The 25,324-nt window shown below is 35.0% G+C and carries 21 protein-coding genes; 17 read left to right on the top strand and 4 right to left on the bottom strand.

Annotation, left to right across the window (positions count from 1 at the left end; translation table 11 throughout):
• Window positions 1-29: 29 nt before the first annotated feature.
• From BN863_RS07660 to BN863_RS07670, 3 genes are all read left to right on the top strand, one after another.
• Window positions 30-1,415, top strand: coding sequence for a DEAD/DEAH box helicase (locus BN863_RS07660; protein ID WP_051774612.1), 1,386 nt, complete (start codon window positions 30-32; stop codon window positions 1,413-1,415).
• Window positions 1,375-2,688 (top strand): DEAD/DEAH box helicase, encoded by a 1,314-nt coding sequence (locus BN863_RS07665; protein ID WP_038529272.1) that lies wholly within the window; start codon window positions 1,375-1,377, stop codon window positions 2,686-2,688. The genes BN863_RS07660 and BN863_RS07665 overlap by 41 nt, the downstream gene beginning before the upstream one ends.
• 342 nt (window positions 2,689-3,030) lie before the next feature.
• Window positions 3,031-3,477 carry a KTSC domain-containing protein gene (locus tag BN863_RS07670; protein WP_038529275.1) on the top strand — a complete coding sequence of 149 codons (447 nt, stop codon included), beginning with the start codon at window positions 3,031-3,033 and terminating at the stop codon, window positions 3,475-3,477.
• 79 nt (window positions 3,478-3,556) lie between these two features.
• Here the strand turns inward: BN863_RS07670 and manD are convergent, their stop codons facing one another.
• The 3 genes from manD to BN863_RS07685 all read right to left on the bottom strand — a co-directional run bounded on the left by manD (window position 3,557) and on the right by BN863_RS07685 (window position 7,968).
• Window positions 3,557-4,774, bottom strand: coding sequence for a D-mannonate dehydratase ManD (manD, locus tag BN863_RS07675; RefSeq protein ID WP_038529277.1), 1,218 nt, complete (start codon window positions 4,772-4,774; stop codon window positions 3,557-3,559).
• A 288-nt stretch (window positions 4,775-5,062) separates the two neighbouring features.
• Window positions 5,063-6,820: a sodium:solute symporter family transporter gene (locus tag BN863_RS07680; protein WP_197539173.1), complete on the bottom strand. Its 1,758-nt coding sequence runs from the start codon at window positions 6,818-6,820 to the stop codon at window positions 5,063-5,065.
• 8 nt (window positions 6,821-6,828) lie between these two features.
• A complete protein-coding gene (locus BN863_RS07685; protein ID WP_038529278.1) occupies window positions 6,829-7,968 on the bottom strand; it encodes a Gfo/Idh/MocA family protein in 1,140 nt (379 codons plus the stop codon).
• A gap of 300 nt (window positions 7,969-8,268) precedes the next feature.
• Here BN863_RS07685 and BN863_RS07690 point away from each other — a divergent pair, with 300 nt between their 5' ends.
• From BN863_RS07690 to BN863_RS07705, 4 genes are all read left to right on the top strand, one after another.
• Window positions 8,269-9,774 (top strand): BCCT family transporter, encoded by a 1,506-nt coding sequence (locus BN863_RS07690; protein WP_242404084.1) that lies wholly within the window; start codon window positions 8,269-8,271, stop codon window positions 9,772-9,774.
• A 192-nt stretch (window positions 9,775-9,966) separates the two neighbouring features.
• On the top strand, window positions 9,967-10,260 hold the full coding sequence (locus BN863_RS07695; protein WP_038529282.1) for a putative quinol monooxygenase: 294 nt from the start codon (window positions 9,967-9,969) through the stop codon (window positions 10,258-10,260).
• Between the two features lie 29 nt (window positions 10,261-10,289).
• Window positions 10,290-11,084: an SDR family NAD(P)-dependent oxidoreductase gene (locus BN863_RS07700; RefSeq protein ID WP_038529284.1), complete on the top strand. Its 795-nt coding sequence runs from the start codon at window positions 10,290-10,292 to the stop codon at window positions 11,082-11,084.
• A 17-nt stretch (window positions 11,085-11,101) separates the two neighbouring features.
• On the top strand, window positions 11,102-12,121 hold the full coding sequence (locus BN863_RS07705; RefSeq protein WP_316930381.1) for a zinc-binding alcohol dehydrogenase family protein: 1,020 nt from the start codon (window positions 11,102-11,104) through the stop codon (window positions 12,119-12,121).
• Window positions 12,122-12,226: 105 nt separating this feature from the next.
• Here the strand turns inward: BN863_RS07705 and BN863_RS07710 are convergent, their stop codons facing one another.
• Window positions 12,227-14,680, bottom strand: a complete 2,454-nt coding sequence (locus BN863_RS07710; protein WP_158408977.1) for a T9SS type A sorting domain-containing protein — start codon at window positions 14,678-14,680, stop codon at window positions 12,227-12,229.
• A 349-nt stretch (window positions 14,681-15,029) separates the two neighbouring features.
• Between BN863_RS07710 and BN863_RS07715 the strand changes: the two genes are divergently transcribed.
• From BN863_RS07715 to BN863_RS07760, 10 genes are all read left to right on the top strand, one after another.
• Entirely contained in the window at window positions 15,030-16,361 is a 1,332-nt protein-coding gene (locus tag BN863_RS07715) for a TolC family protein (RefSeq protein ID WP_038529290.1), read from the top strand.
• On the top strand, window positions 16,361-17,581 hold the full coding sequence (locus BN863_RS07720; protein WP_394331997.1) for an efflux RND transporter periplasmic adaptor subunit: 1,221 nt from the start codon (window positions 16,361-16,363) through the stop codon (window positions 17,579-17,581). The genes BN863_RS07715 and BN863_RS07720 overlap by 1 nt, the downstream gene beginning before the upstream one ends.
• Before the next feature lie 17 nt (window positions 17,582-17,598).
• The gene (locus tag BN863_RS07725) at window positions 17,599-18,345 is read left to right on the top strand and encodes an ABC transporter ATP-binding protein (RefSeq protein ID WP_038529295.1); all 747 of its coding nucleotides are present in this window, start codon (window positions 17,599-17,601) and stop codon (window positions 18,343-18,345) included.
• Between the two features lie 2 nt (window positions 18,346-18,347).
• Complete coding sequence (locus BN863_RS07730; protein WP_038529296.1) at window positions 18,348-19,568, top strand: ABC transporter permease; 1,221 nt, start codon at window positions 18,348-18,350, stop codon at window positions 19,566-19,568.
• A 43-nt stretch (window positions 19,569-19,611) separates the two neighbouring features.
• Window positions 19,612-20,622 carry a hypothetical protein gene (locus tag BN863_RS07735; protein ID WP_038529298.1) on the top strand — a complete coding sequence of 337 codons (1,011 nt, stop codon included), beginning with the start codon at window positions 19,612-19,614 and terminating at the stop codon, window positions 20,620-20,622.
• A gap of 35 nt (window positions 20,623-20,657) precedes the next feature.
• Entirely contained in the window at window positions 20,658-21,254 is a 597-nt protein-coding gene (locus BN863_RS07740) for a YbhB/YbcL family Raf kinase inhibitor-like protein (RefSeq protein ID WP_158408979.1), read from the top strand.
• A 7-nt stretch (window positions 21,255-21,261) separates the two neighbouring features.
• The gene (locus BN863_RS07745; RefSeq protein WP_038529302.1) at window positions 21,262-22,563 is read left to right on the top strand and encodes a YHYH protein; all 1,302 of its coding nucleotides are present in this window, start codon (window positions 21,262-21,264) and stop codon (window positions 22,561-22,563) included.
• A 17-nt stretch (window positions 22,564-22,580) separates the two neighbouring features.
• On the top strand, window positions 22,581-23,612 hold the full coding sequence (locus tag BN863_RS07750; RefSeq protein ID WP_038529304.1) for a sensor histidine kinase: 1,032 nt from the start codon (window positions 22,581-22,583) through the stop codon (window positions 23,610-23,612).
• A gap of 4 nt (window positions 23,613-23,616) precedes the next feature.
• The gene (locus tag BN863_RS07755) at window positions 23,617-24,354 is read left to right on the top strand and encodes a LytR/AlgR family response regulator transcription factor (RefSeq protein WP_038529306.1); all 738 of its coding nucleotides are present in this window, start codon (window positions 23,617-23,619) and stop codon (window positions 24,352-24,354) included.
• A 145-nt stretch (window positions 24,355-24,499) separates the two neighbouring features.
• Window positions 24,500-25,246 carry a hypothetical protein gene (locus BN863_RS07760; RefSeq protein WP_038529308.1) on the top strand — a complete coding sequence of 249 codons (747 nt, stop codon included), beginning with the start codon at window positions 24,500-24,502 and terminating at the stop codon, window positions 25,244-25,246.
• Window positions 25,247-25,324 lie beyond the last annotated feature (78 nt).

A 25,324-nucleotide genomic window follows, 5' to 3' on the forward strand; every position in this document is an offset into this window, starting at 1 on the left:
GTGTCATTATCTTTGCCGAAAATTACATTATGTCAAAATCCTTTTCTGAATTAGGAATACAAGAAACTTTGTTACAAAGTTTAACCGATTTAAAGATTACTGTACCTACAGATATCCAAACCAAAACCATTCCTTTAATTTTAAATGAAACTAAAGACCTAGTAGCTTTAGCGAAAACAGGAACAGGGAAAACCGCAGCTTTCGGACTGCCTTTACTTCAGCTTATTAATACAAAAGAAGAATCTATTCAAGCGTTAATCTTAGCGCCTACACGTGAATTAGGTCAGCAGATATTTTCAAATTTAACAGATTTGGCAGCTTATAATCCTGAAATTTCTATCGCTTCAGTATGCGGAGGAATTCCTATAAAACCTCAAATAGAGCGATTAAAAACGGCCACACAAATCGTTATTGCAACTCCTGGTCGTTTAGTCGATTTGGTAAATCGTAACGCCATAGATATAAAATCCATTTCATATTTCATTTTAGATGAAGCCGATGAAATGGTAAGTGCACTTAAAGAGGATTTGGACCATATTATTAAAGAAATTCCGAAATCACGTCGTACGTTATTATTCACTGCGACTATGCCTGGAACCATAAAGCAACTCATTCAGAATTATATGTCTAAACATGTGGTTCAGGTAGAAGCAGATATGGAAACGGTTGGTCATCAAGGTATCGACCACCAATATATTGTGGTAGAGCCTATCGAGAAACTAGAGGTTTTATTACATTTCTTAAAATCTAAAGAAGGACAACGCGGTATTATTTTCTGTAAAACAAAAGCAGCAGTAAATAAATTAGCTAAGAACTTGGCAATTAATAAATTTTCATCTGGAGCCATTCATGGGAGTTTAACACAAGGGATTCGCGACCGTGTGATGGGACAATTTAGAGAAGGGTATATCGATCTTTTAGTTGCAACGGATTTAGCAGCACGAGGAATTGATGTAAAAGATGTCGCATTCGTTATTAATTATCATTTACCAGATGTTTACGATACCTATGTACACCGTAGCGGAAGAACGGCTAGAGCAGGAGCAAAGGGATTGTCGTTAACGATAATTCAGGAAGAAGAAGTACAAGATATAGCTGATTTTGAAAATGAATTAGGGATCACATTTTCAGAATTAAAGAAAGCGGACGAACAAACAATTGAAGAAAACAATGCCTTAATTTGGGCGAATAAGATCTTTAAAACAAAGCCGAATCGTGAGGTGTCTGAAACGTTTAGAAATAAAATTCACACCACATTTCATCATTTAACTAAAGATGAATTGGTCGATAAAATATTGGCGCAATACATTACCGAACATACAGCAGTAGTTCCAAAACAAGTGACTTCTAAAAAGAAAAAAATAAATAGTTGCAATGGCAAACATATTAAAAGCACAGCAGGATATTTTAAATAAACTGAATATCAAAAGGTTAAATCCAATGCAGGAGGAAGCCCTTTTAGCTATAGAAAATGCAACAAACACCGTAATTCTTTCGCCTACCGGAACAGGGAAAACCTTAGCATTTTTATTACCTATACTAAAAATGCTAGACCCAGAAGTCGACGAAGTTCAAGCATTAATAGTGGTACCTACACGTGAATTGGCGATTCAGATCGAACAAGTAGTTCGCGAAATGGGAACCGGATTTAAAGTGAATGCTGTGTATGGCGGACGCCCAATGTCTAAGGATAAAATAGAACTTAAACACACACCAGCCATTCTTATTGGAACGCCTGGACGTATTTTAGATCACTTTAGCGCTAATCGTTTTCCTAGGGAATCTATTTTAAATCTTATTTTAGATGAATTCGATAAATCCTTAGAACAAGGTTTTGAAGAGGAAATGCGAGGCATTTTAACACAGTTGCCAAATATTGAGAGGCGCGTATTAACCTCAGCGACGCAAGGAGTTAAAATACCGAATTTCGTACATCTACATCAACCGGTGGTTATCGATTTTCTAGATGCAAAAACACCTTCAAAATTAGCAATTAAAACGGTGGTGTCTCCAACGCAGGATAAAGAACAAACGCTTATCGATTTAATTTTACATATCGGAAATAAGCAAGGGATTATTTTCTGTAATTTAAGAGATAGTATCGAAAACGTCAGTGAAGCTTTAAGAAAAAAGAGAATCAGTCATTCTTGTTTTTCGGGTGGTATGGAACAAAAAGATCGTGAGCGTGCTTTAATAACGTTTAGAAATGGAACCAGTCAAGTATTATTGGCAACAGATTTGGCTGCTCGTGGTATTGATATTCCAGAACTAAATTTTATCATTCATTACGAATTACCACATGCGGTAGAGGAGTTTACGCATAGAAATGGAAGAACAGCTCGTGTAAATGCCAAGGGAACAGCTTACATTTTAAAATGGGCTCAGGAGCAACTGCCTGAATTTATAGAGAAAGATAAAGCCATAGACATTTCTAAAAAAGTACCGTATAAACCTCAGTTTTGGGAAACGTTGTTTATTTCTGGCGGACGAAAAGATAAAATATCTAAAGGGGATATTGCCGGATTATTCTTTAAACAAGGAGGACTAACAAAAGATCAATTGGGAGCTATAGAACTTAAACAAGACTGTGCTTTCGTAGCTGTGCCTAAAAGTATGGCAGATAAGTTAGTATCGGATTTAAATAATTCGCGACTTAAAAAGAAGAAAGTTCGTATTTATATATTGTAGGTTAGATTTATAAATGTTTATAAAGATAATAAGGCGCTGAACTAAATTCATGGTGATGTTTAGATGAAGTGTACGTCATGCTGAACTCGTTTCAGCGTCGCACAAACAGCATAAGTATTCATGATATTGGGTGCTTGAGTGGAATCAAAAGCCTTTTCAACTGTATCTCGACTCCGCTCGATATACCTTAAACCCAATATAATCCCCGTAAACTAATCACAAAATTTAATCACAATATAATATTAATCTAACGTATTGATTTTTAGTTGTTTTTTATTTGAAAAAGATGATGTTTACTAAAATATTTAAATGTATTTTTGCGCCTTCAAAAAATAATTGAATATGAAACGCATAACGGAATACAGAAAACTTTTTGAAGTTGATAAAGACGTAGATTTAAAGACTTTAAAAAAGCAGTATCGTAGCCTTGCTAAAGAATGGCATCCAGATAAATTTCAAGCAGGAGATCCGTTAGTGGAAGAAGCTGAAGCTAAAACACGTAAAATTACAGATGGTTATCATTTTTTAGTAAGCATTGCTCCTGAAACTAGAGAAGCTAATAAAGAGGTGTATAATGAAACTATTAATTCTGGTGTAGCTGATTTTCAGTGGAATAATTTAGTTTTAGAAATTACTTTTGCAGATGGTTCGACTTACGAATATTTTGGAGTTACAAAACCTGTGTATATAAAAATGATTAATAGTGATAAAGTGAGTCGTTTTGCAAAACGTAACATTTTTCCTAAATACATTTACAGAAAATCTAAACGTATTGTTGAAACAGCTTAATACGCTTGTTTTTTACGTAATTGATGATATAAAAAAGCACGAACCTCAACTGAGATTCGTGCTTTTTAATGCTTATAATTTACCAATTCCATAAGGTGCCATCTTTTAAACGGCTTACAGGTAAATAAGATCTTTTATAAGGATATTGCTCGGCGGCCTTTTCATCAAATTCAACACCCAATCCAGGTGTGTCGTTCACCAGTAAATGTCCGTCTTCAAAAGTCAATGGATATTTAAAAACACGGTTTAAAGCTTCACCTCCAAACCCAATAAACTCTTGAATTCCAAAGTTTGGTGTCCATGAATTTAAATGAGCATGAGCGGCATGACCAATAGGTGAAATATCTGGCGGTCCATGTGGTGCTGTTCTTACGTGGTAAAGCGATGCAAAATCTGCCATTCTTCGCATTGGTGTAATACCACCAGCATGTGTTGCCGCCGTTCGTAAATAATCTATCCACTGATTTTCTATGAGTTCTTTAGCATCCCATATGGAATTAAAGATTTCACCTACGGCAAGTGGAGTGGTGGTGTGTTCACGAACATATTTATACCCCGACTGGTTTTCGGCTGTAACGCTATCTTCTAAAAATAAGAGATTATAAGGTTCAAGAATTTTACCTAGTCTAGCGGCTTCAATAGGCGTTAAACGGCTATGAGTATCGTGTAGCAAGTCGACACTATTACCATATTTTTCTCTGGCTTTCTTAAATAATTCAGGAACGAAATCTAAATATGCTTTTGTATCCCACAGTTGTTCTGGAGGTAAAGGCCTATCGCTTTGTAATTCAAAATAATCCTTTTTACCTGCTAAAGTTCCATAAGTACCTTCTAGCCCAGGAATGGCACATTGTAACCTCACAGCATTATAACCTTCAGAAATTAAATGATCTAAATGATGTAAGGTATCGTCTATATCTTGACCATTTGCATGACCGTAGACTCTAATTTTTTCTCGGCTTTTACCACCTAATAATTCATATACAGGTAAACCTGCAACTTTACCCTTAATGTCCCATAACGCCATGTCTATACCAGCAATTGCAGTCATGGTTATAGGGCCTCGTCTCCAATAACATCCCTTGTATAAATATTGCCAAATATCTTCAATCTTATGTGGGTCTCTTCCAATTAGACAAGGTCTAATATGCTCTTCTAAATAAGCAACTACAGCGAGTTCTCTACCATTTAAAGTCGAGTCTCCCAAACCAAAAACACCTTCATCTGTCTCTATTTTTACAGTAACGAAATTTCGTCCAGGGTTACTGACAAATATTTTTATATCAACTATTTTCATGTGTATAAATTCTTTTTAGAGTTTCATACATGGCTTATTAAGTAGATTGATTTTTCAGAACTAAATCCTAAATGTTTAGTGACTTTATGTTTAAACCAAAACGTAAAACGTAATGAGATGTTGAAGCAAGTTCTGCATGACATTTCAAAAAACGATTTGGGTGTTAAACGGATAATCAATCTCTACAAATATAAACGACCAAGTATTTAAAATTATATTATTTTTTTAATGTTTTGTTCATTATTTCACTAATTCAATATGTAATAAATAGAGCACATTCGCGTAAACTTAAGTGATTTTTGAGCTTCGTTTTAAAACATAACCTATTCCTGAAATTATAATCGAACAGATTGCAAATATGAGTCGTCCCCAAAACGGATTTGGAATGAGTATCATTAAGAAAATACCTGCGCCCATAATCATTACCATTGTACCTAACTTTTTTCTTTGCTGTTGGTCGAATGTGTCTTGATCGTTTGCGGCTATTACAGGAGTTTCAAACAATTCAAAAAAGTGTTCTGTTTCTAATTTATTATCATCTTTAGCTTCTTTATAGAATAATGAGGTTAAGCAGAAAAAGCCTCCCGTAAAAAATACGTGTGCACCTAGTGTTAGTATTAAATTCATATCTGTAGCTTCTCTAGCTGTAAAATCAGGGATTCCAATCCAACCTGCAAAGACATTTGGCGTAATAACACTTGTCATTAACCACGATATAAATAGTCCAAGTACTACAGTCGCCCAAGGGGCCCATTTAGGTGTTTTCTTTATAAAAAGCCCAAGAAGAAGTGGTATCAATAACGGTACTTGAATCATAGCTGAAAGCGACATCATTAAATCGAAAAGACTATGTTCTTTAAGCGATTTAAAGAATAAAGCCATTGCAATAACTAAAATACCACTAATAAAACTCAATACCATACTCAGTTTTAATAGTTTTTTATCGTCTACTTCCTTTCCTCTTTTTTTTAGAAAAGGTTGATAAATACTACGGACAAGTATTCCGGTGTTTTTGTTTAAGGCCGAATCCATAGATGACATTGTTGCCGCAAATAATCCCGCAAGTAATAATCCTACAGTTCCTACAGGCATAACATTACGCGTAAATATTAAGTAAATAGCATCTCCGGCTTTACTTCCTAATTCAGGATAGGCAGATGCGGCATCTGGATATAAAATAGCAGATGCCCATGGTGGTATAAACCAAATTATGCTACCAAGTCCCATAAGAATCATGGCTAATAAAGATGCTTTTTTAGCATTTTTTGAATCCTTAGCATTTAAAAAACGAAATGCATCATGCATATTCATGATAGTAATTAATTGTTTGGCTAAGAAGAATACAAAAGTTCCTACCAATATAAGTCCGTAGTTCATATCTGGACCCATAATAAAATCTGAAGGGTACTTAGAGATTAATTCTACTGGTCCGCCTACTTTAACTAAGGCGACTACCGCACAAGCTATGGAAATTACAGCTACGACTAAGGTTTGCATAAAATCTGAAGCCACAACACCCCACGCACCAGATAATACAGAAACGAAAACTACTGTTAATCCTGTAACTATTATTGTGGTACCAATATCTGCATCGAAAACGGCACTGGTAAATACACCAAGTGCGTTAAGCCATATTCCTGCGTTAATTAAAGTGAACACAATAAGGGCCCAAGAGAAAAATTTCTCATTTTGCTGACCAAATCTACCTTTTATAGCTTCGGTAGGAGTATCGACGCGCATTTGCCTAAACCGTTGGGCGAAATAGGCCCAACCACAGAAATAGGCAAAAGTATTGGCTAAAAAGACTAAACAAACCGTAAAGCCATCTGTAAATGCTTTTCCTGCAGCACCTGTAAACGTCCATGCAGAGAATTGCATCATAAAGGCTGTAGAACCTACCATCCACCAAAGCATTTTTCCGCCTCCACGAAAGTAATCACTCGTAGATTTACTAGCCATATTTTTAAAGACAAACCCAATTCCAATGATGAGCAAAAAGTACCCAGCAATTACCAAGTACTCGTAAGTCATAGCATTATTTTCCATAGTTTATCTTATTGAAGTTGGCTTACATCTGTCCAATTGTTATTTTCTCTAATTAAATCGATAAGTTGTTGGTATAGACTTCCTTCTTTAAAGGATTGATAATACGTAAAATCTTCTCCTTTAATATCTTTAGTGAACTCTCTTGCTAAGTATTGCCAATTGCGTTCTGTATCGCCTTCCACTTTGGGTTGATCATCTATTATTGCTTGAGGTAAAGGCAATGCTTTCCATGTTTTATCAGCGTCCCAAATATAAAGTGGTCCCATGCCATAATGTCCCTTAATATAAATAGCGCCTTTAGTGCCGTAAAACACTATGTGATCTTCATTAAACCTAGGGTTAAGTCCACCGTGTTTAAATAACACAGAAACTGGTTTTGTTGCAAAAGCACTTTCTAGTTTAGCCATTACGGTATACGACCATTCTACATTACTTTCTCCCCATTTTAAATTCGGGTCGTTTAGGTCTTTAGGAATGTGGTCTCTTCTGGTTTTAAAATTGTGTACACCTTCAACAATTGGAGCTTTTCCAAGGTCGTCGCGTACTTCCCCGATTAATTGTAAGATGTTTTCTCCAATTACAGAGGTTGCAATAGACATCATATGGGTAAAATTGTTGTTTAAACGTCCGCCACCATCTTCTTTTCTATGCGACCAACCAAAAGGAATTTCACGTTCTAGATTAAAATGAGATATAAATTCGGCTTCAGTAGGTTCGCCAATTGCTCCTTCTGCAACTAATTGTTTTGCATGTATAATACATGGCATATAACGGAAACTTGATGCAAATGCTGTTTTTACATTTTTTTGTATGGCAAGGTTGTATAATGTTTTGGCTGAATCGCCGTCTATAGTTAAAGGTTTATCGCTAAAAACATGACAACCAAATTCAATAGCTTGTATTATGGTGTCGTAGTGTGCTCCTCCAGGCGTAGCAATGGATACAATATCTGGTTGACAATCGTTTAGAGCTTGTTTCCAATCTGTACCGTAGTAGGGGATATCCATTTTCTTAGCGACTTGTTTTACAACGCTTGGTGTTCTCCCAACAATTCCTACAACTTCGGCACCCACAGCTCGAAAGGCATCAGTGTGGCCTTGTCCAGCAAATCCGGTACCAGAGACTAAAACTTTTAATGTATTACTCATATGTTTAGTTGATGTTAATTAGCAAATTTGTTATTATCATTAAAAAAATCGGTTAAAATTTTTTAAATCTTATAAAGTGTTAATTTAAGAAAAAACAATCTGGTAAACCAATTTTATAGGTTAACATTCTAAATGATTTTCAGAGTGGAATTCTTGTTTTTTTAATCACCTATATGACACGCAATGCAACATGGTTTTTAGTGATAAAGTCTAATTTTTTTAATAGAAAAGATTGAGAATCTGGATGATTTGTGTGATAGTCTATCCAAATTACTATTTTTACTTTAAATACATTCAAGTTTGATATTTAAAGCACTTCAGAAACACACCGTTTTAATCGCATCCATAAGCATAATCTTTATATGTACCTTAATGGTATTCTTTGCCACCGAATCTAGTTATAACAATATTGAACAAGCCTCTTTATGGGTTAGGAACTACTTCGGTTATTTTTATTTATATCTGGGTTTAGGCTGTGTACTTCTCTTATTGGGTGTCGCCTTATCGCCACTTGGCACCATAAAACTAGGCAAACCAGATGCTAAACCAGAGCATTCTCTCTGGGCATGGACAGCCATGTTGTACAGTGCTGGTATGGGCTCAGGTATTTTATTACGTGCTGTTCAGGAACCTGTGTTTATGCAACAGCATCCGCCGTATACCTCAGCATTGCCTGCAGAAACCTTAGCATTAGAATATACCTTTTATCAATGGGGTTTAACCGCTTGGGCGTTTTACGGACTCTTCGCTATGGTTGTAGGATACGCCCTTTATGTAAAACGTAAACATGTGCGTATTAGTGCAACGGTAGAAGACGAAATACAAAGCGAGACGATTAGAAAATCTGTAGATGTTATTACAATTATCACCACTGTTTTCGGACTCGTAGCTGCTATTGGATTGGGAACCACTCAGATTAAAGGGGGCTTAAATCATGTTTTTAAAGCAGAATTAGGAATGACTACAATCCTTGTTTTATGTGTAGGGATTTCGTGTATTGCTTGTTATTCTGCTTGGCAAGGTGTAAATAAAGGCATCAAATTGTTTTCTAAATTAAACATCATAATCACGCTATTCATTCTGCTCTTTATATTTGTTACAAGCGATATGTTGGCCATTCTGAATGCGTTTGCACAAAGTACCTTTCACTACATTATCGATTTTATTCCTATGAGTTTAACACTAGGCGATTATAATCCGGGAATGGCTTTCTTAACCGATTGGACGTTTTATTATTGGGCATTTTGGCTAGCTTGGGCACCTTTTACAGGCATCTTTATTGCACGCATTTCTAAAGGACGCACGTTGCGACAATTACTTTTAGGTGTTTTAATGATTCCATCTTTGGGAACGTTCTTTTGGTTTTCAGTATTTGGAACTTCAGCTTTTCAGCTTATAGAAGGCATGGAAACGTATTCTAACGAATTTGGAAATGTATTCTCATCCATATTTGTATTCTTTCAGCATTATCCAATGGCATCAGTCCTGAATTTAACAACCATTTTATTACTCGTTAGTTTTTTAGTCACTTCTGTAGATTCGGCTGTATTTGTCTTAAGTATGTTTACCGATAAAGGATCTAAAGATCCAAATAAAAAACATCGTGTAATCTGGTCTGTATTTATTTTACTTGCCACCATAGCCCTAGTTCTTTTGGGTAATGTAAAACCGGATATTGATGTATTAGGAACGGTTTCAAAATTGTTGATTATAACGTCTTTGCCATTTGCGTTTTTCATCTTAATCATGATTGCAATTTTCTTAAAGGATGTTGTGAAATTCAAGAAATCCATACCAAAGCGATAAAATTTTAAGACCGATTTAAGTTTTAAAAGGTACGGTGTGGCTGAAATTACTCGTAAATTTATAGCTATAAAATATAGGTTATTGTGTGCTTTCTTTTAAAAAAGGCTATAATCGATTTGGTTATAAAGGATTAGCAGTTTGCATTTAAAATATAAAACACCTTAAGACCATAGCATTTTAAAATATATAATCATGAAGAATCAATTAACAATAGTCGCTACAATTGTGGCGAAAATAGAACATACTGAATTTGTAAAGGCAGCACTTCTAAAATTAGTAGAAGCTTCTTTAAACGATACAGGTTGTATAAATTACAATTTACTTCAAGACAACACCGATTTAAATAATTTTGTGGTGTACGAGAACTGGGCGAACGAAGAGGCTCTTAACGGGCATTTAAACACAGCTCATTTTACTGCATTTACAGAAGCTACCGAAGGTAAACTTAATGCCTTTACAGTGAAAAAAATGACGATGCTTTCTTAAAATAGAATACACATTTAAAAATAGGAATTATGGATTTAAAACTTAAAGATAAAGTTGTATTTATAAGCGGATCTACGGCGGGAATTGGATTTGCAACGGCAGAGCGATTTTTAACTGAAGGCGCTACTGTTGTAATTAATGGTAGAGACCAAAATCGTGTAGATGATGCCGTTAATAGTCTGAAATCTAATATAGAAGACGCAAAAGTGTCTGGAATTGCGGCAGATTTTTCTAAATCCGATGAAATTGATGCGTTACTAGAAAAACTGCCAGAGGTAGACATCCTAATTAATAACACTGGTATTTTCGAACCTATGGCTTTTGAAGACATTAGCGATGCAGATTGGTTACGCTTTTTTGAAGTCAATGTAATGAGTGGTATACGTTTGTCAAGACATTATTTCCCTAAAATGTTAGCCAAAAACTGGGGACGAGTTATTTTTATATCTAGCGAATCCGCTGTGTTTATTCCCGAAGAAATGATTCATTACGGGATGACAAAAACAGCACAATTGGCGGTGAGTAGAGGTTTAGCCGAATTAACCAAAGGGACTCAAGTTACCGTAAATTCAATTCTGCCAGGACCAACAAAATCTAAAGGTGTGGGGCAGTTTATTGAGGATTTATCGAAATCTGAAAATAAATCTATGGATGAAGTTGAAAAAGATTTCTTTAAAAAACAGCGACCTACCTCGCTGATTGGTCGTTTTGCCGATGTAGAAGAAGTCGCTAATACTATTGTCTATTATTCTAGTCCGCTAGCATCTGCCACTAATGGTGCATCTATTCGTGTAGAAGGTGGATTGATCAAATCTATTTTATAACAAGTAATTTAAGACGTATGAAAATGAAAGCCATCGGATTTAAACAATCATTACCCATAACAGAAGCAGATAGTTTTATCGCTTTCGACACGGAAAAGCCAACACCAGAAGGATACGAATTATTAGTAAAAATAGAAGCGATTTCAGTAAATCCAGTCGATTTTAAAGTGAGACATAATGCCGCAAAAGATACGATTCTCGACACGCCGAAAATCATTGGATGGGATGCTTCTGGTACTGTAGAAGCTGTAGGCGATAAAACGTCTAAATTCAAGGTTGGCGATCAGGTATATTATGCTGGCGATATTACTAAAGCTGGCTGTAATGCAGAATATCAGGTAATCGATGAACGTATTGTTGGAAAGAAACCAGAGTCGCTAACTCATGCACAAGCGGCCGCCATGCCACTGACTACTTTAACGGCTTACGAATCGCTTTTCGATCGCATAAAAGTAAATGCTGAAACAGATAATGGTAAATCCGTTTTAATCCTTGCTGGAGCGGGAGGTGTAGGGTCAATAGCGATTCAATTGGCTAAAAAGTTAACCAATCTTACGGTAATTGCCACGGCATCTCGAGAAGATTCTGCACAATGGTGCAAAGATCTAGGGGCAGATTTTGTGGTTAATCATCATCACCTTAAATCAGAATTAGAAACAATAGGTCATCCCGAAGTCCACTACATATTAGATTTCGTCGATTTAGAAGGGTATTGGGAATTAGCAACCGATATCGTAAAACCTCAAGGACATATCGTATCTATTACGGGAAGCTCTAAACCCTTAGATTTAAATCTGCTAAAGAATAAAAGTGTTTCCTTATCTTACGAATATATGTACACACGCTCGATGTATACCACAGAAGATATGGAACGTCAGCACGACATATTAAATAAAATAGCCGAGTTGTTAGACGCCGGAACTTTAAAATCTACATTAACAACAACCCTTAAAGGATTTACTGTAGCCAATTTAAAGGATGCGCATCGCTTACAAGAATCTGGAAAAAGTATCGGTAAAACGGTGATTGAGTTTTAAACATATTAAAAAAATGGCTGTCTTGAAAGTTAGATTTTCCTCAATCTAAATCACATTTAGAATGACCGATTTCAATACTTTCTAGACAGCCTCTTTTTTTAGCATTTATTCTATTACAATTTTAGAAGTCGCAATTAAATTTTGGTTGTTATCTTTTAAATGTAACATATAAAGTCCAGAAGATAATTTACTCACATCAACATTATTTATCCTATTACTTTTTAAAACTAAATGACCTTTAACATCAAATAGCAGTAATGATAGGTTGTTTATTTTATCAGTTTTAACAGTGAAGCTATCATTCGTGGGATTTGGATATACTATAACAGTTTTGTTTTTTGAAGATTCAGGAATAGACAAGGTTTCGGTTTCAATAGTTGTAGCCCAAGTACCTCTTCCATATGTAAATATAAACAGCCTGTTATCTGATTCTCTAAATTTTAAATCGGTTATTTGTGTAAATGGAATGTCTTCATTTAAAATCCAATTTTTACCTTGATCTTCAGAATAAAAAAGTCCTATGTTGGTACCTGCAAATAGTAAATCGGGTTCCTTTTTAATACCAATTACGGTATTAAAGTGAACATCGGATATATCTCCTCTAACAGATTCCATTATAATATTTGAATTTTCAAAACCTGAAAATCTATAAGCATCACCACCGGCAAATGTTACATACACTGCATTATTGTTATTTGGGTCAATATTTATATGATCAGGAGTTCCTGTTCCTAAATTACTGTCTGAATATTGTATTGATTTAGCAACAGCATTTGTAGCTGAATTCGTTATACGAAATCCTTTTGGTTTGTAATTATCATTTTCATCTAAACCAATGGAATAAACAACAGGGTCTAATGCGTTTTCTACCGTAGTTATACTTCTAATTAAATCATCGCTAGCAATTGTTGTAAATGAATTTCCCCCATCTAAAGATCTTGCAATACCTGTATCTAGAGGAAGATAAAGCTGATTACCATCGGCATTATTTCCTGAAAATTGAGTGATAAATCTACCACTTTTACCAGGAATGTTGGATATTTGGGTGTAAGATCCATAATTTGGAACTAATGCATCCTCTGTTTTACTTAAGTTCATATACTGAGTAGAAGCAATGGCTTTGTTGGGGTCTTGCTTATTTACAAATACAGAACCGCCATCCCCAACTTTAATTCGTTTCTCAACACCGTTCACTTGAGCAAAACATCCACCATCTTGTTGTCCGAAAATTTGAGCATCTCCATAGGCTTCGGGAAAATAATCGCCATAATAAATTTGACTTGTATTAAAACCAGGTTTTTTACCAAGTTCAAGTTGTTCGGGTTGAGATACAGTAATGTATCCAGCTCCGTTCCAAACTAAATAATCTTTATAATTATCAAAATCTACTCTACCAATACCTTGATCATATCCAACATAAGCTACATCTGGATTTGAAGGATGAAAATGAACATCATGATAATCGACTTCTAAATCAGCACCTGAACTCCAAGTGGAACCACCATCGGTAGTGTATCCCCAACCCACACTACCTGCAATAACAATATCAGGATTTGTAGGATGAATACCTATGGTTAAACAAAACCAGGCTTGAGCAATATAGAAACCAGGCCTTGTTACTTTTGTCCAAGTTGTTCCATTATTAGTTGTTTTATATATGTCTGCTTCATCATTATTTTGAACAAAAATGGCGTAGGCTATTGACCTGTCTGCATGATTAGTGGCTAGTGCTAATCCTTGTATTACTAAACTATTTGCATTAGCATCATAAGGAACATTATTTGTTAAGGCAGTAAATGTATTTAAATCTCCAGAAGGCGATTTGTATATCCCTTCAAGATCTGCAGCAATTAGAATACTGTTACCTTCACCAAATTCTAAAGATCTAATAGCTCTAGTACTATTAAAAACGAGATTCCAACTCTCCCCAGAATCTACAGATTTGTACACTCTATTGTACGCTGCCATGTAAATTATATTTGAAGCTTCCGGAGAAATCTTTATAAATCTTATAAATTGAAAATAACCATTATTTATTGGGTTTGTCGATTCTAATGGAGCAAATGTCTGCCCACCATCTGTCGATTTAAAAACCCCATTACCAGCAGTCCCATGTTTTTCATCTCCAGTAGCAAACAAAATTGTATTTGGATTTTTTGGATCTTGTGTTATGTATGTAATTGGCATAAAAGAACCAAAATCATCCAAAGGATTGAAATACGAGCCAGCTTCAGCATCAAATCTCCAAATTCCACCACCTGAAGGAGCAACAAGAGCAATATCATTATCGGTATCTACTAACGACGATCTAACACGACCACCTATAATTGGCATATCTATTTCTTTTGTATTTTTAAAGAGCGGAGACGATCGCTTGGTTACGTTCCATGCTTTAGTACGTATAAATGAAAGATAATCGGTAGATTGGGTTTTAAATTGTTCGGAGATTTTTTCTTGCTTTTCTCCAGAGTCTATCATCTCTTGTCTAAAATTCTTTTCCTGAGCCTTAACACTAGTAAAGAGTAATAGTGTTAAGATTAAAATAATGTTTTTCTTCATGTTTACAACGTTTAAATAATTAGTATAACTAGTAATCATCCGTTTTCTAAAAAATGAAAATGGTGCACTAGGACGTTGCTATCAAAAAAAGTATTTAGAGAAATTAAGTATTTAAATATAACAAAAATAACAACATCAAACTAACTGATAATTAGGGGTTAAGGGGCTGTTTATTGATTTTTTATTTTTACTAAAAGAATTAATAATGAAACATTCGGTGTTTTCTAAAAAATCTCATCGTTAAAATTGTCGAGTTCGTATAGAGAAAAGGGGCAAACTTCTATTGCCTTTTATATATAGAGGATATAATCACACTTTTGAAGTGTTAATTGTAAACACTTTCAAAATAATGAAAATAATATCACATATATTTTGCTTTTTCTTTGTGATTGTAGCATCGGCACAAACCAGCGATTCTATAGCTAAACCCAAAGTATGGTCGTTAGAAGATTGCATTACGTACGCTGTAGAAAATAACATCACCGTTAAAGATGCTGGCTTAGGTAAAGATATCTCCGAAGTAAACTACAGCCGTGCAAAATCTGCCCGATTACCTGATTTATTTGGTAGTGCAACTCAGAATTTCTCTAATGGTAATACCATTGATCCCATTACAAGCGATTATGTAACCGATCAGATTTACTCATCCAATGTTGGAGTTTCAAGTGCGATGACGTTGTATCAAGGGAGTCAGTTAAAAAATCAGATTGCCCAGAATAAATTACTGGTAGATCAAAATGAATTTTTGATTGAAGAAGCTAAAAACAATATCATTGTTAGTATTCTAGAGAATTACCTTCAAATTTTATATACCAAAGAAGACATCATTATAGCTCAGAATAATCTTGAAGCTTCAGAGAAAGAAGTCATTCGATCTAAAGCACGTTTAGATGCTGGTACCATTGCACTTAACGACTATACCGAAGCGCAATCGCAAGCGGCTACCAATAAGTACAGTGTGATTACCGCAAAAAATAATTATCAGCAATATATAATTACACTAAAGCAATTGTTAGAATTAGGGCCGTTAGATACAATTGAAGTAGAAGCTATTGCAGACGATATAGACCTGATTAATCTTGAAATGGATAAAATGAATATCTATTACAAAGCATTAAATGTGTTACCAGAAATGAGTGCAAGTGATTTAGATATTGCCATCAACGAAAAAGAACTGGATATTGCTAAAGGCGGATATATGCCAACCTTATCCTTAATTGGAAGTGTGGGCTCAGGATACACAAGTATTTCTGATATCAATTTTTCAGACCAATTGAATGTGAATTTTAATCAGAAAATAGGAGTGAATTTAACTATTCCGATTTTCAATAGAAATGAAACTAAAAATGCAGTAAAAACAGCAAAGATAAATATTGAACGGGCTCAAATTCAGAAGCAATCTACAGAAAAAGAAATCTTTAAAAAAGTAGAAACAGCGTATCAAAATGCATTATCGGCTCAAGAACAACTTATAGCCGCAGAAGCCTCGCAAGAAGCAGCATTACAATCGTACAATTTAGCGAAAACAAAATACGAGTTAGGCGATTTAAGTACTACCGATTTAATTATAAATCAGAATACATACACCACCGCCCAGCAGAATTACATTCAAGCTAAATATTTAAACATTTTATACCACCAATTACTTCAATTTTATCAAGGAAACGACATTAAACTATAATCAACATGAAAACGAAAAAAAATATCATTATAATCAGTATTGTCGCAATTGCATTAGCAGTGGTAGCCTATTCTTTTATGGGTAAAGAAGATACTAACGTTATCGCAGCACAAACAATTGCTGTACAAAAAGGAAGTGTAACGACTATGGTTACTGCAACGGGAACCATAGAGCCTATTACACAAGTAGAAGTGGGAACGCAAGTTTCTGGTGTTGTAGAACGCATTTATGTAGATTATAATAGCGAAGTTAAAGAAGGACAACTTATAGCAGAATTGGATAAAACCAATTTAAAAGCAGAAACAACACAAGCACAAGCGGCCTATGACAATGCTGTTAGTCAGCGTAACTATATGAAAACCATTTTTGACAGACAAAATACTTTGTATTTTAAGCAAGTTATTAGTAAATCCGATTACGACGATGCCGTTTTTAATTACGAAACAGCTAAGAGCACGGCTATTCAGCGTTTATCAGATTTACAAAAGTCTAGAACAAATTTAGAATATGCCAATATTTACTCGCCTATAGATGGTGTGGTACTATCTCGTGATATAGACGAAGGACAAACGGTTGCGGCCAGTTTAAGTACACCAACCTTATTCACCATTGCAAAAGATTTAAAAGAAATGCAGGTAGAAGCCGATGTCGATGAAGCCGATATAGGTGAAGTAAAAGAAGGACAACGCGTTACGTTTACGGTAGATGCTTACATAGGTGAAACTTTTGAAGGGGTAGTAACACAAGTTCGTTTGGCACCTACGGTAACCTCTAATGTAGTAACATATACGGTAGTAATAAAAGCCGATAATCCAGATTTAAAATTAAAACCAGGATTAACAGCAACCATTTCTATTTACACTTTAGAATTGAATGACGTTTTAACTACCGAAGCTAAAGGGATAAACTTTTATCCAGAATTGGCCGTTTTGGAAGCCTATAATACACAATATAATTTTACTGATACAAAATCAAATACTAGCGAAAGACAAAACACTAATAAAGAAAAAGCAACTAAAGTTTGGGTAGAATCTCCAGACGGCTCAATACATCCACAGTCTGTAACAATTGGAGCTAGCGATGGTGTAAATGTGCAAATATTAAGTGGTCTTAAAGAAGGGGATAATGTGGTATATGCTTTAAAAGCTAATGCTGGTGTAAAATCATCTGGAGGTACAGGCGATAGTCCGTTTATGCCATCACGACCAGGAAAAAAATAATAAAACCCGAAAGCATCATGACAAAAGACATCATAAAAATTGAAGATTTAAAGCGTGAGTTTACCATGGGAAACGAAACGGTTCATGCTTTAAAAGGAATTTCATTTACCATTAAAGAAGGGGAGTTTGTGACTATAATGGGATCTAGTGGATCGGGAAAAAGTACGATGCTAAATATTTTAGGCTGTTTAGATCAGCCATCTTCTGGTGGCTATGAAATTGATAGCGTAAAAGTAAAAGACCTATCTAGAAATGAATTGGCAACGATTAGAAACGAGAAAATTGGTTTTATTTTTCAATCTTATAACTTATTAGCGCGTACTTCGGCTATAGAAAACGTAGAGTTACCTCTATTATACAACAGTAAAGTGTCGAATAGCGAACGCCGAGAACGTGCTATAAAAGCACTCGAAATGGTTGGCTTAGGTGAACGTTTACACCATACACCATCGCAACTTTCTGGAGGACAACAACAGCGTGTGGCTATTGCAAGAGCGCTTGTAAATAACCCTGTAATGATTCTAGCCGATGAAGCTACAGGAAATCTAGATACGAGAACCTCTTACGAGATTATGTCTCTATTTCAGGAGTTAAATAAAACACAAGGTATTACAATAACCTTCGTAACTCACGAACCCGATATCGCTATGTTTAGTAGCAGAACCATTGTTTTAAAGGATGGCCATGTTATAAAAGACGAAAAAAATGATAGCATTTTATCTGCCGCGTCAGAATTAGCAAAATTACCTAAAGAAGATCATTAATTATGAGACTACTAAATCTATTAAAAATCGCATATAAGGCCATTGTTCTAAACAAAGTGAGAACCTTATTAACCATGCTGGGTATTATAATTGGTGTGGCTTCGGTTATTGCAATGTTAGCCATTGGAGAAGGTTCTAAAGAAAGTATTAGAACGACAATTTCTGCCATGGGATCGAATATGATAAATGTAAAACCGGGATCCGATAATCGTGGTGGGGTAAGACAAGATCCTAGTGCCATGGAAACCTTAACGCTTAAAGATTACTTGGCTATTAAAGAACAGGCTACCACCTTGAATTATATATCTCCGTTAGTGAATGGTGGCGGACAAGTTATTAACGGGTCTAATAACTGGCCATCCTCGATTTATGGCGTTAATCCGGAGTATCTAGACATTAAAGTTGTGGGATTAAAAAGTGGAAGTATGTTTACCAATACAGAAGTACAATCCGCGGCAAAAGTCGCTGTTATTGGGCAAACTGTAGTAGACAATATATTTCCTGACGGTGAAAATCCCGTTGGTAAAATGATACGTTTTAATAGTATTCCGTTTAAAATTATTGGTGTTTTAGAAGAGAAAGGAACCAATACTTTTGGTCAAGATCAGGACGATGTGGTAATAGCACCATATACAACGGTTCAAAAACGAATCTTAGCAATCGATCATTTAAATGAAATTGTAGCGTCTGCCATAAGTGAGGAAGATGCGCCACAAGCGGTAACAGAAGTCACGGCTATTTTGAGGTCTCAACATAAATTAACGACTAATGAAGACGATGATTTTCACGTGCGTTCCATGGAAGAATTAATCACTACCTTTAGTTCAACTAGTGATATGTTAACCGTACTTTTAGTGGCAGTTGCAGGAATTTCATTATTGATTGGAGGAATCGGAATTATGAATATTATGTACGTTTCGGTAAAAGAACGGACTAAAGAAATTGGGTTGCGTATGGCCGTTGGCGGAAAAGGCTCGGATATTTTGATGCAATTTTTAATTGAAGCCATTTTAATTAGTATCACCGGAGGGGTTTTAGGTGTAATCTTAGGACTAGGAGCAACCGTGTTTATTGAAAAATTCTTACATTGGCCTACAAGTGTGGCTATGTATTCTATAATTATATCCTTTGCAGTTTGTGCCGTAACAGGTATCTTTTTCGGATGGTATCCTGCAAGAAAAGCATCAGCTTTAGAACCGATTACTGCATTGCGTTACGAATAGAATCGCATTTTACCGGTTACACCAAATACAAAATATTACGCTTATGAAACATATATTCAGTTTAGTTATTGTGGCACTCCTAATGTTGGGTTGTGCCGATAACAAATCAAAATCTAAAGAAATAGCAAGTCGTTCAGAAGATTTTAAATTCAATGGCACGGCAAGTGTGACACAAGGCATTGCGACCACGACTGCAGAAGATATTTATTCGTGCGAACGCGGACGAAAAACCGATGTTGGAGAAATTACCTCTACCGATGGTAAAACATGGACGGTGCCGGCATCAACACATTATACGAATGAAGACTTTCCGTTTTCAGAAGATTTGTTTAATTCTTGTGAAGGGAATACTTATGAAAGTGTAGACGAAGCCTTATCTCATTTCGACGATTCTAAAACCGTTGAAATAGATGAAGACGGCGAAGTGTTTACCGCCTTTATATTTGCAGATAATTATTTCGAAATGTATGTAAATGGTGTGCCTGTAGGAAAAGATAAGGTCCCATTTACGCAGTTTAATTCTAGTATCGTAAAGTTTAAAGTAGAGAAGCCTTTTACCATTGCCATGAAATTGGTAGATTGGGAAGAACATCTTGGTGTAGGTTCCGAAGCGAATAGAGGTAAGTCCTTTCATTCAGGAGATGGCGGTATGGTTGCTGTTGTTAAAGATGAACAAAATAATATTGTGGCAACCACGAATAAAACTTGGAAAGCACAGACATTTTATACGTCACCAATTAAGGATTTAAGTTGTGTTTCGGAAGATGGAAACTACCGATATTCTACAAATTGCGATACCGATGGTGGTCAAGACGGAACGGGGTTTTATGCCTTACATTGGGAATTACCTAATGCGTGGATGAATACGGATTTCGATGATTCTAATTGGCCAAATGCTTCAACATTTACTAACGACACTATTGGGGTAGATAATAAACCGTCGTATACCAATTTCACCTCGCTTTTTGACGATGCAGAACATGATGCCGAGTTTATCTGGTCTACGAATGTGATTTTAGATAATGAAGTTTTAGTCCGTTATACTGTTAATTAATGATGACTTTAACTTATAATAGAACATATTCTAACATGAAGACGAAAACAGTATTTGGAATAGCTCTACTGCTTTTATGTTTAGCTACGTCTTGTGCCAACAACGATACTTCAATTTATATGTACGATGATTTTAAAACCATCCATCCTAATTTTAAATTGACTAGCAAAGCGGTAGACGATGGCGAATTATTAGATGCTTATAAATGTGAAGAGAAAGTAGATGATGTAGAAAATTCCATTCCACTATCTTGGTCTAACGTTCCTGAAGGCACAAAACCTTTAGCTGTAGTCATGTATCACTATCCGCATAAAGAGGATACATCCGAAATAAATTCGTATTTGCTTTTATGGGGAATTAATCCATCGGTTTCCGAAATTCCGTATAAAATGGCAAACAATCCCAATTGGTATATGGGACCAAATAAAGATGGAACTGCTATTTCGTATACATCACCTTGTTCACGCGGACCAGGGAAACATGAATACACCATTGCACTGTTCGCATTATCTGAAACGCCCAAGCTTCCAAAAGCTAATACACTTGATGTTGATTTAAATACATTTATGAAAGCTATTCCAGAAGATATTGTGATTGATAGAACCACTTTTAGTTTTATAGCCTCTAATTAATTTGTTCATGAAAAAATATATAACCCTTATAACCATTCTATTTGTATGTCTTCAAGCTTTTGCTCACGAAGGCGGACACGGTTTACCCACCAAAATTTGGCATTTTACAAATGGTGAAAAGAACTTAAAGGGTGAATTTATTGAACGCATAGACGACACGGTATATCTCATAAATGAGAATCACAAGGTTGTCTTTTTCGATATTTCAGAATTTACAACAGAAGAGCAAGAATATATCCTGAATACGAGCACGTGGATTAGCAATAAAAACATTTCAGAGCCAACGCAATCTTTGGTTTCTATACCGTACGCTAATCTTTTTATATATTTAGGTGTAGCCTGGGTATTATTTTCATGCTTTAGATGTAGACAAAAACAAGACTCTAAAATAGTGGCTTTTAGCATCGTTGGAGTTGCTTTTATTATTGCGGGATGTAAAACAACTAGTACTTCTAAAGGCATTGTAATGGCGAAAAATGATGTGTCTTATTTAACGTCTATTTTTGGTGTTTTTGATAACGTGAATACACGTTTCGACAACAAATATTTCTACATAGAGTCTAACGGCATACCAGAACACGAAATGATGACAGGTATAACCAATTGGCAACAGCAGGTTCCTATTAAGCACGATTATTCGGGCACTAATGCGTGGGCGATTCCGTTGCAACCGGAATTAGCTGAAAATCCGTTGTCTACCACAGATAATTTTATGAAAGGCGCCATTGCTATTGCCGCAAATGGTATCCCGATTTTTAATCCGTTAAACAATCGAGGTGAAGATGCAAATGCCATTGGAGAATTAGACCAATGGGGCGGACATTGTGGTAGGGCAGACGACTATCATTACCATTTGCCACCAACGCACTTGCAGGCTAAAGTAGGTCAAGGTAAACCCATTGCCTATGCTCTGGATGGTTTTCCAGTATATGGAGAAACGAATGAGACGTTAGATGAAAGTCTTGGACGTTTTACATCAGATAGTACTTACCAATATCACGCTGTAAAATACTATCCGTATTTAATTGCATCAATGAAGGGTAAAGTTGAAATTAATCCCAGAACTCAAGCGCCTGAAAACGAAATCATGCCACAAGCAAAAACAAAAGGTGTGCGACCAGATTTACAACCGTTACGTGGTGCTAAAATTATTGATTTTAAGCATCCTGAACCCAATCAGTATAGTTTAACTTATGAGTTGGAATCTGCTTTATATACTATAAATTACGGATGGGATACATCTGGAACGTATAAATATGAATTTATAAATCCAGACGGAACCATTACAAATTCTGAATATAAAAGATAGAAAAAAGAATAAACCTAATGCATAAAAATAAAAACATCATAATCTTCTCCCATATTCTAATTTGGTTGGTATTGTTTAGTCTGCCATATTTTTTATCGTACGGGCAAGAGCAAGATATAAATAGAATTATAGCACATTATTGGGTACCAGTAGCATTTTATACTATGATTTTTTATCTCAATTATTTTATAGTTATCGATAAATTTTTATTCAATAAAAAAACGGTTCAATTTATTCTTGTAAACCTTGTACTTATAATTGTCTTTTTAACCTTAAAGGAACAAATAGAAGCTACATTTTTTGAAGGTTTAAAGCGTAAAGAGGTCGGAGATTCAGCAAATAAGCCACCGTTACGGATGTTTATTTATATGCAAATGTTGTCTTATGTGGCACCCATATTGTTTTCTATTGCTTTAAAAACAACAAAACGTTGGGAAACTGCCGAAAACGAACGTAAGGACGCCGCCAATGTAAAATTACATTCCGAATTACAGCATTTACGTTATCAGTTACAACCGCATTTCTTTTTCAATTCGCTAAATAATATTTATTCATTAGTCGATATTTCACCTGAGCAAGCAAAATCTACCATCCACAGTTTAAGTAAATTGATGAGGTATTTGTTGTACGAAACGAATATTGAAGAGGTGCCTTTATCTAAAGAAATCGATTTTATGAAGAAATATCTGGAACTTATGAAATTGCGTATCTCCGATAAAACCCAGGTAATTTCTCAATTTCCTTCAGAAGCTACGTCCATAAAAATCGCACCACTTTTGTTTATTTCTTTAATTGAAAATGCCTTTAAGCATGGTGTGTCGGCGAATAAAGACAGTGATATTAAAATCAATTTGTCTACAGAAGGACGTACGGTACAGTTTAAAATTGAAAATGCGAATTTCCCTAAGCAAACAGATGATAAAAGTGGTTCGGGTATTGGATTACAAAACCTAAAAAAGCGCTTAGATTTGTTATATCCGAATAAATACATGTTTAAAACGGAAATTGATGAAGGTCGATTTTTAGTACATTTACAAATAGAAACATAAATCTATGAACACTTTAAAACTGAATTGTATTATTGTTGATGACGAGCCTATGGCTTTAAATCTAGTAGAAAGTTATGTAGAGAAAACACCTTTCTTAAATCTCAAGAAAAAGTGTAGTAGTGCGATTGAAGCATTAGAGTATGTAAATTCTGAATCGGTTGATTTACTGTTTCTAGACATACAAATGCCAGATTTGTCAGGGTTAGAGTTTTCTAAAATGTTACCAAAAGGTACTCGCGTTATTTTCACCACGGCTTTCGATGAGTATGCGTTGGAAGGCTTTAAAGTAGAGGCTATAGACTATTTATTAAAACCTTTCGATTATGCCGAATTTCTGACTGCCGCCAATAAAGCCAAAGCTTGGTTCGATTTGGTAAAAGGGAATAATACCAAAGCTTCAACCGTTATTTCTGAAGAAAAAGAGTTTCTTTTTGTAAAGTCCGAATACAAACAATTACGCATTAAATTAGCCGATGTGTTGTATTTTGAAGGCTTAAAAGATTATATCAAGATTTGGTTAAAAGATAATCCAAAGGCGGTATTAACAATTATGAGTTTAAAGTCGTTAGAGGAAGAACTTCCTAAAACGGACTTTATGCGCGTGCATCGGTCTTTTATTGTGTCTTTAAAAAATATAGAAGTTGTAGAGCGAAGTCAGATTATTATCAATAATCAGCGTATCACAGTTTCCGAACAATACAAACCACAGTTTCTAGAGTATATCAACAAGAATTCCTTGTAAATACAATTTATGTTTTCACTTTAAATCCCTAAAATCCCTGTGTTTATAGATCGGATTACGGGATTGGTATATCTCCTTTTTTAGTATTCAGAAAGTAGTTTACATTTAAATCTTATTAAAAAATAATGACACTTAATATTAAACGATGAAATTACTTCGAAAGATTAGAATGCAATTAATAGCTTCAGGAAAAGTGAAATCTTATATGGTCTATGCTTTAGGAGAAATTGTACTTATTGTTATCGGTATTTCTATAGCTTGGAAAATCAATGAATGGAATGATATTAGAAAGAATAACATTTCGGAACAAAAAATATATTCGAATCTGAATGAAGAGTTACATACTAACTTCGGAATTTTAAATGGTCTAATAGACGAGTATCCTCAAACCATAACCTATTTAGAAAACACATTAAATTATGTTGGTCAAAATCCAGAAACGCTATCGGAAGGGGCAAAGGATACCATAGTAAATCTGGCAAATAAAAAAGTAAATCTGTTAGATGGTGTTATAAACTCTATTGTAAATACCAATAAGTTCGAATTTATGGAAAACGATAACCTTAAGGATTTAATCATCACGTTTCCCAATAAGATTACTGAGTTTAAAGAACAGGAAGCTAAAATTAAAATGATTGTCGAAAATAAATTAAAGCCTGTGTTAGAATCGCATGTTTCGTTGCTCGATAAGTTTTCACCAAGTACTTCAAAGTTTACCCAATTACAAACGTCTAGAAATAGATCAGATTATGGTGCATTATTAGCGAGTAGAATATATCAGAATGGTTTGGTTGACCGCTTGATGCAAACTAAAATTCAGCTCGATAATGCGAAACGATTACGAAGTAAAACAAAATTACTGATTAAGAGTTTAGAAGACGAATTAGATTAATAACGGCAGTATCTCATAAACTGTGTAAGTTTTAAAATCTCAGGTTAAATATTAATCTGAGATTTTTTTATTCATTAA

Source organism: Formosa agariphila KMM 3901 (assembly GCF_000723205.1).
Lineage (GTDB): Bacteria > Bacteroidota > Bacteroidia > Flavobacteriales > Flavobacteriaceae > Formosa > Formosa agariphila.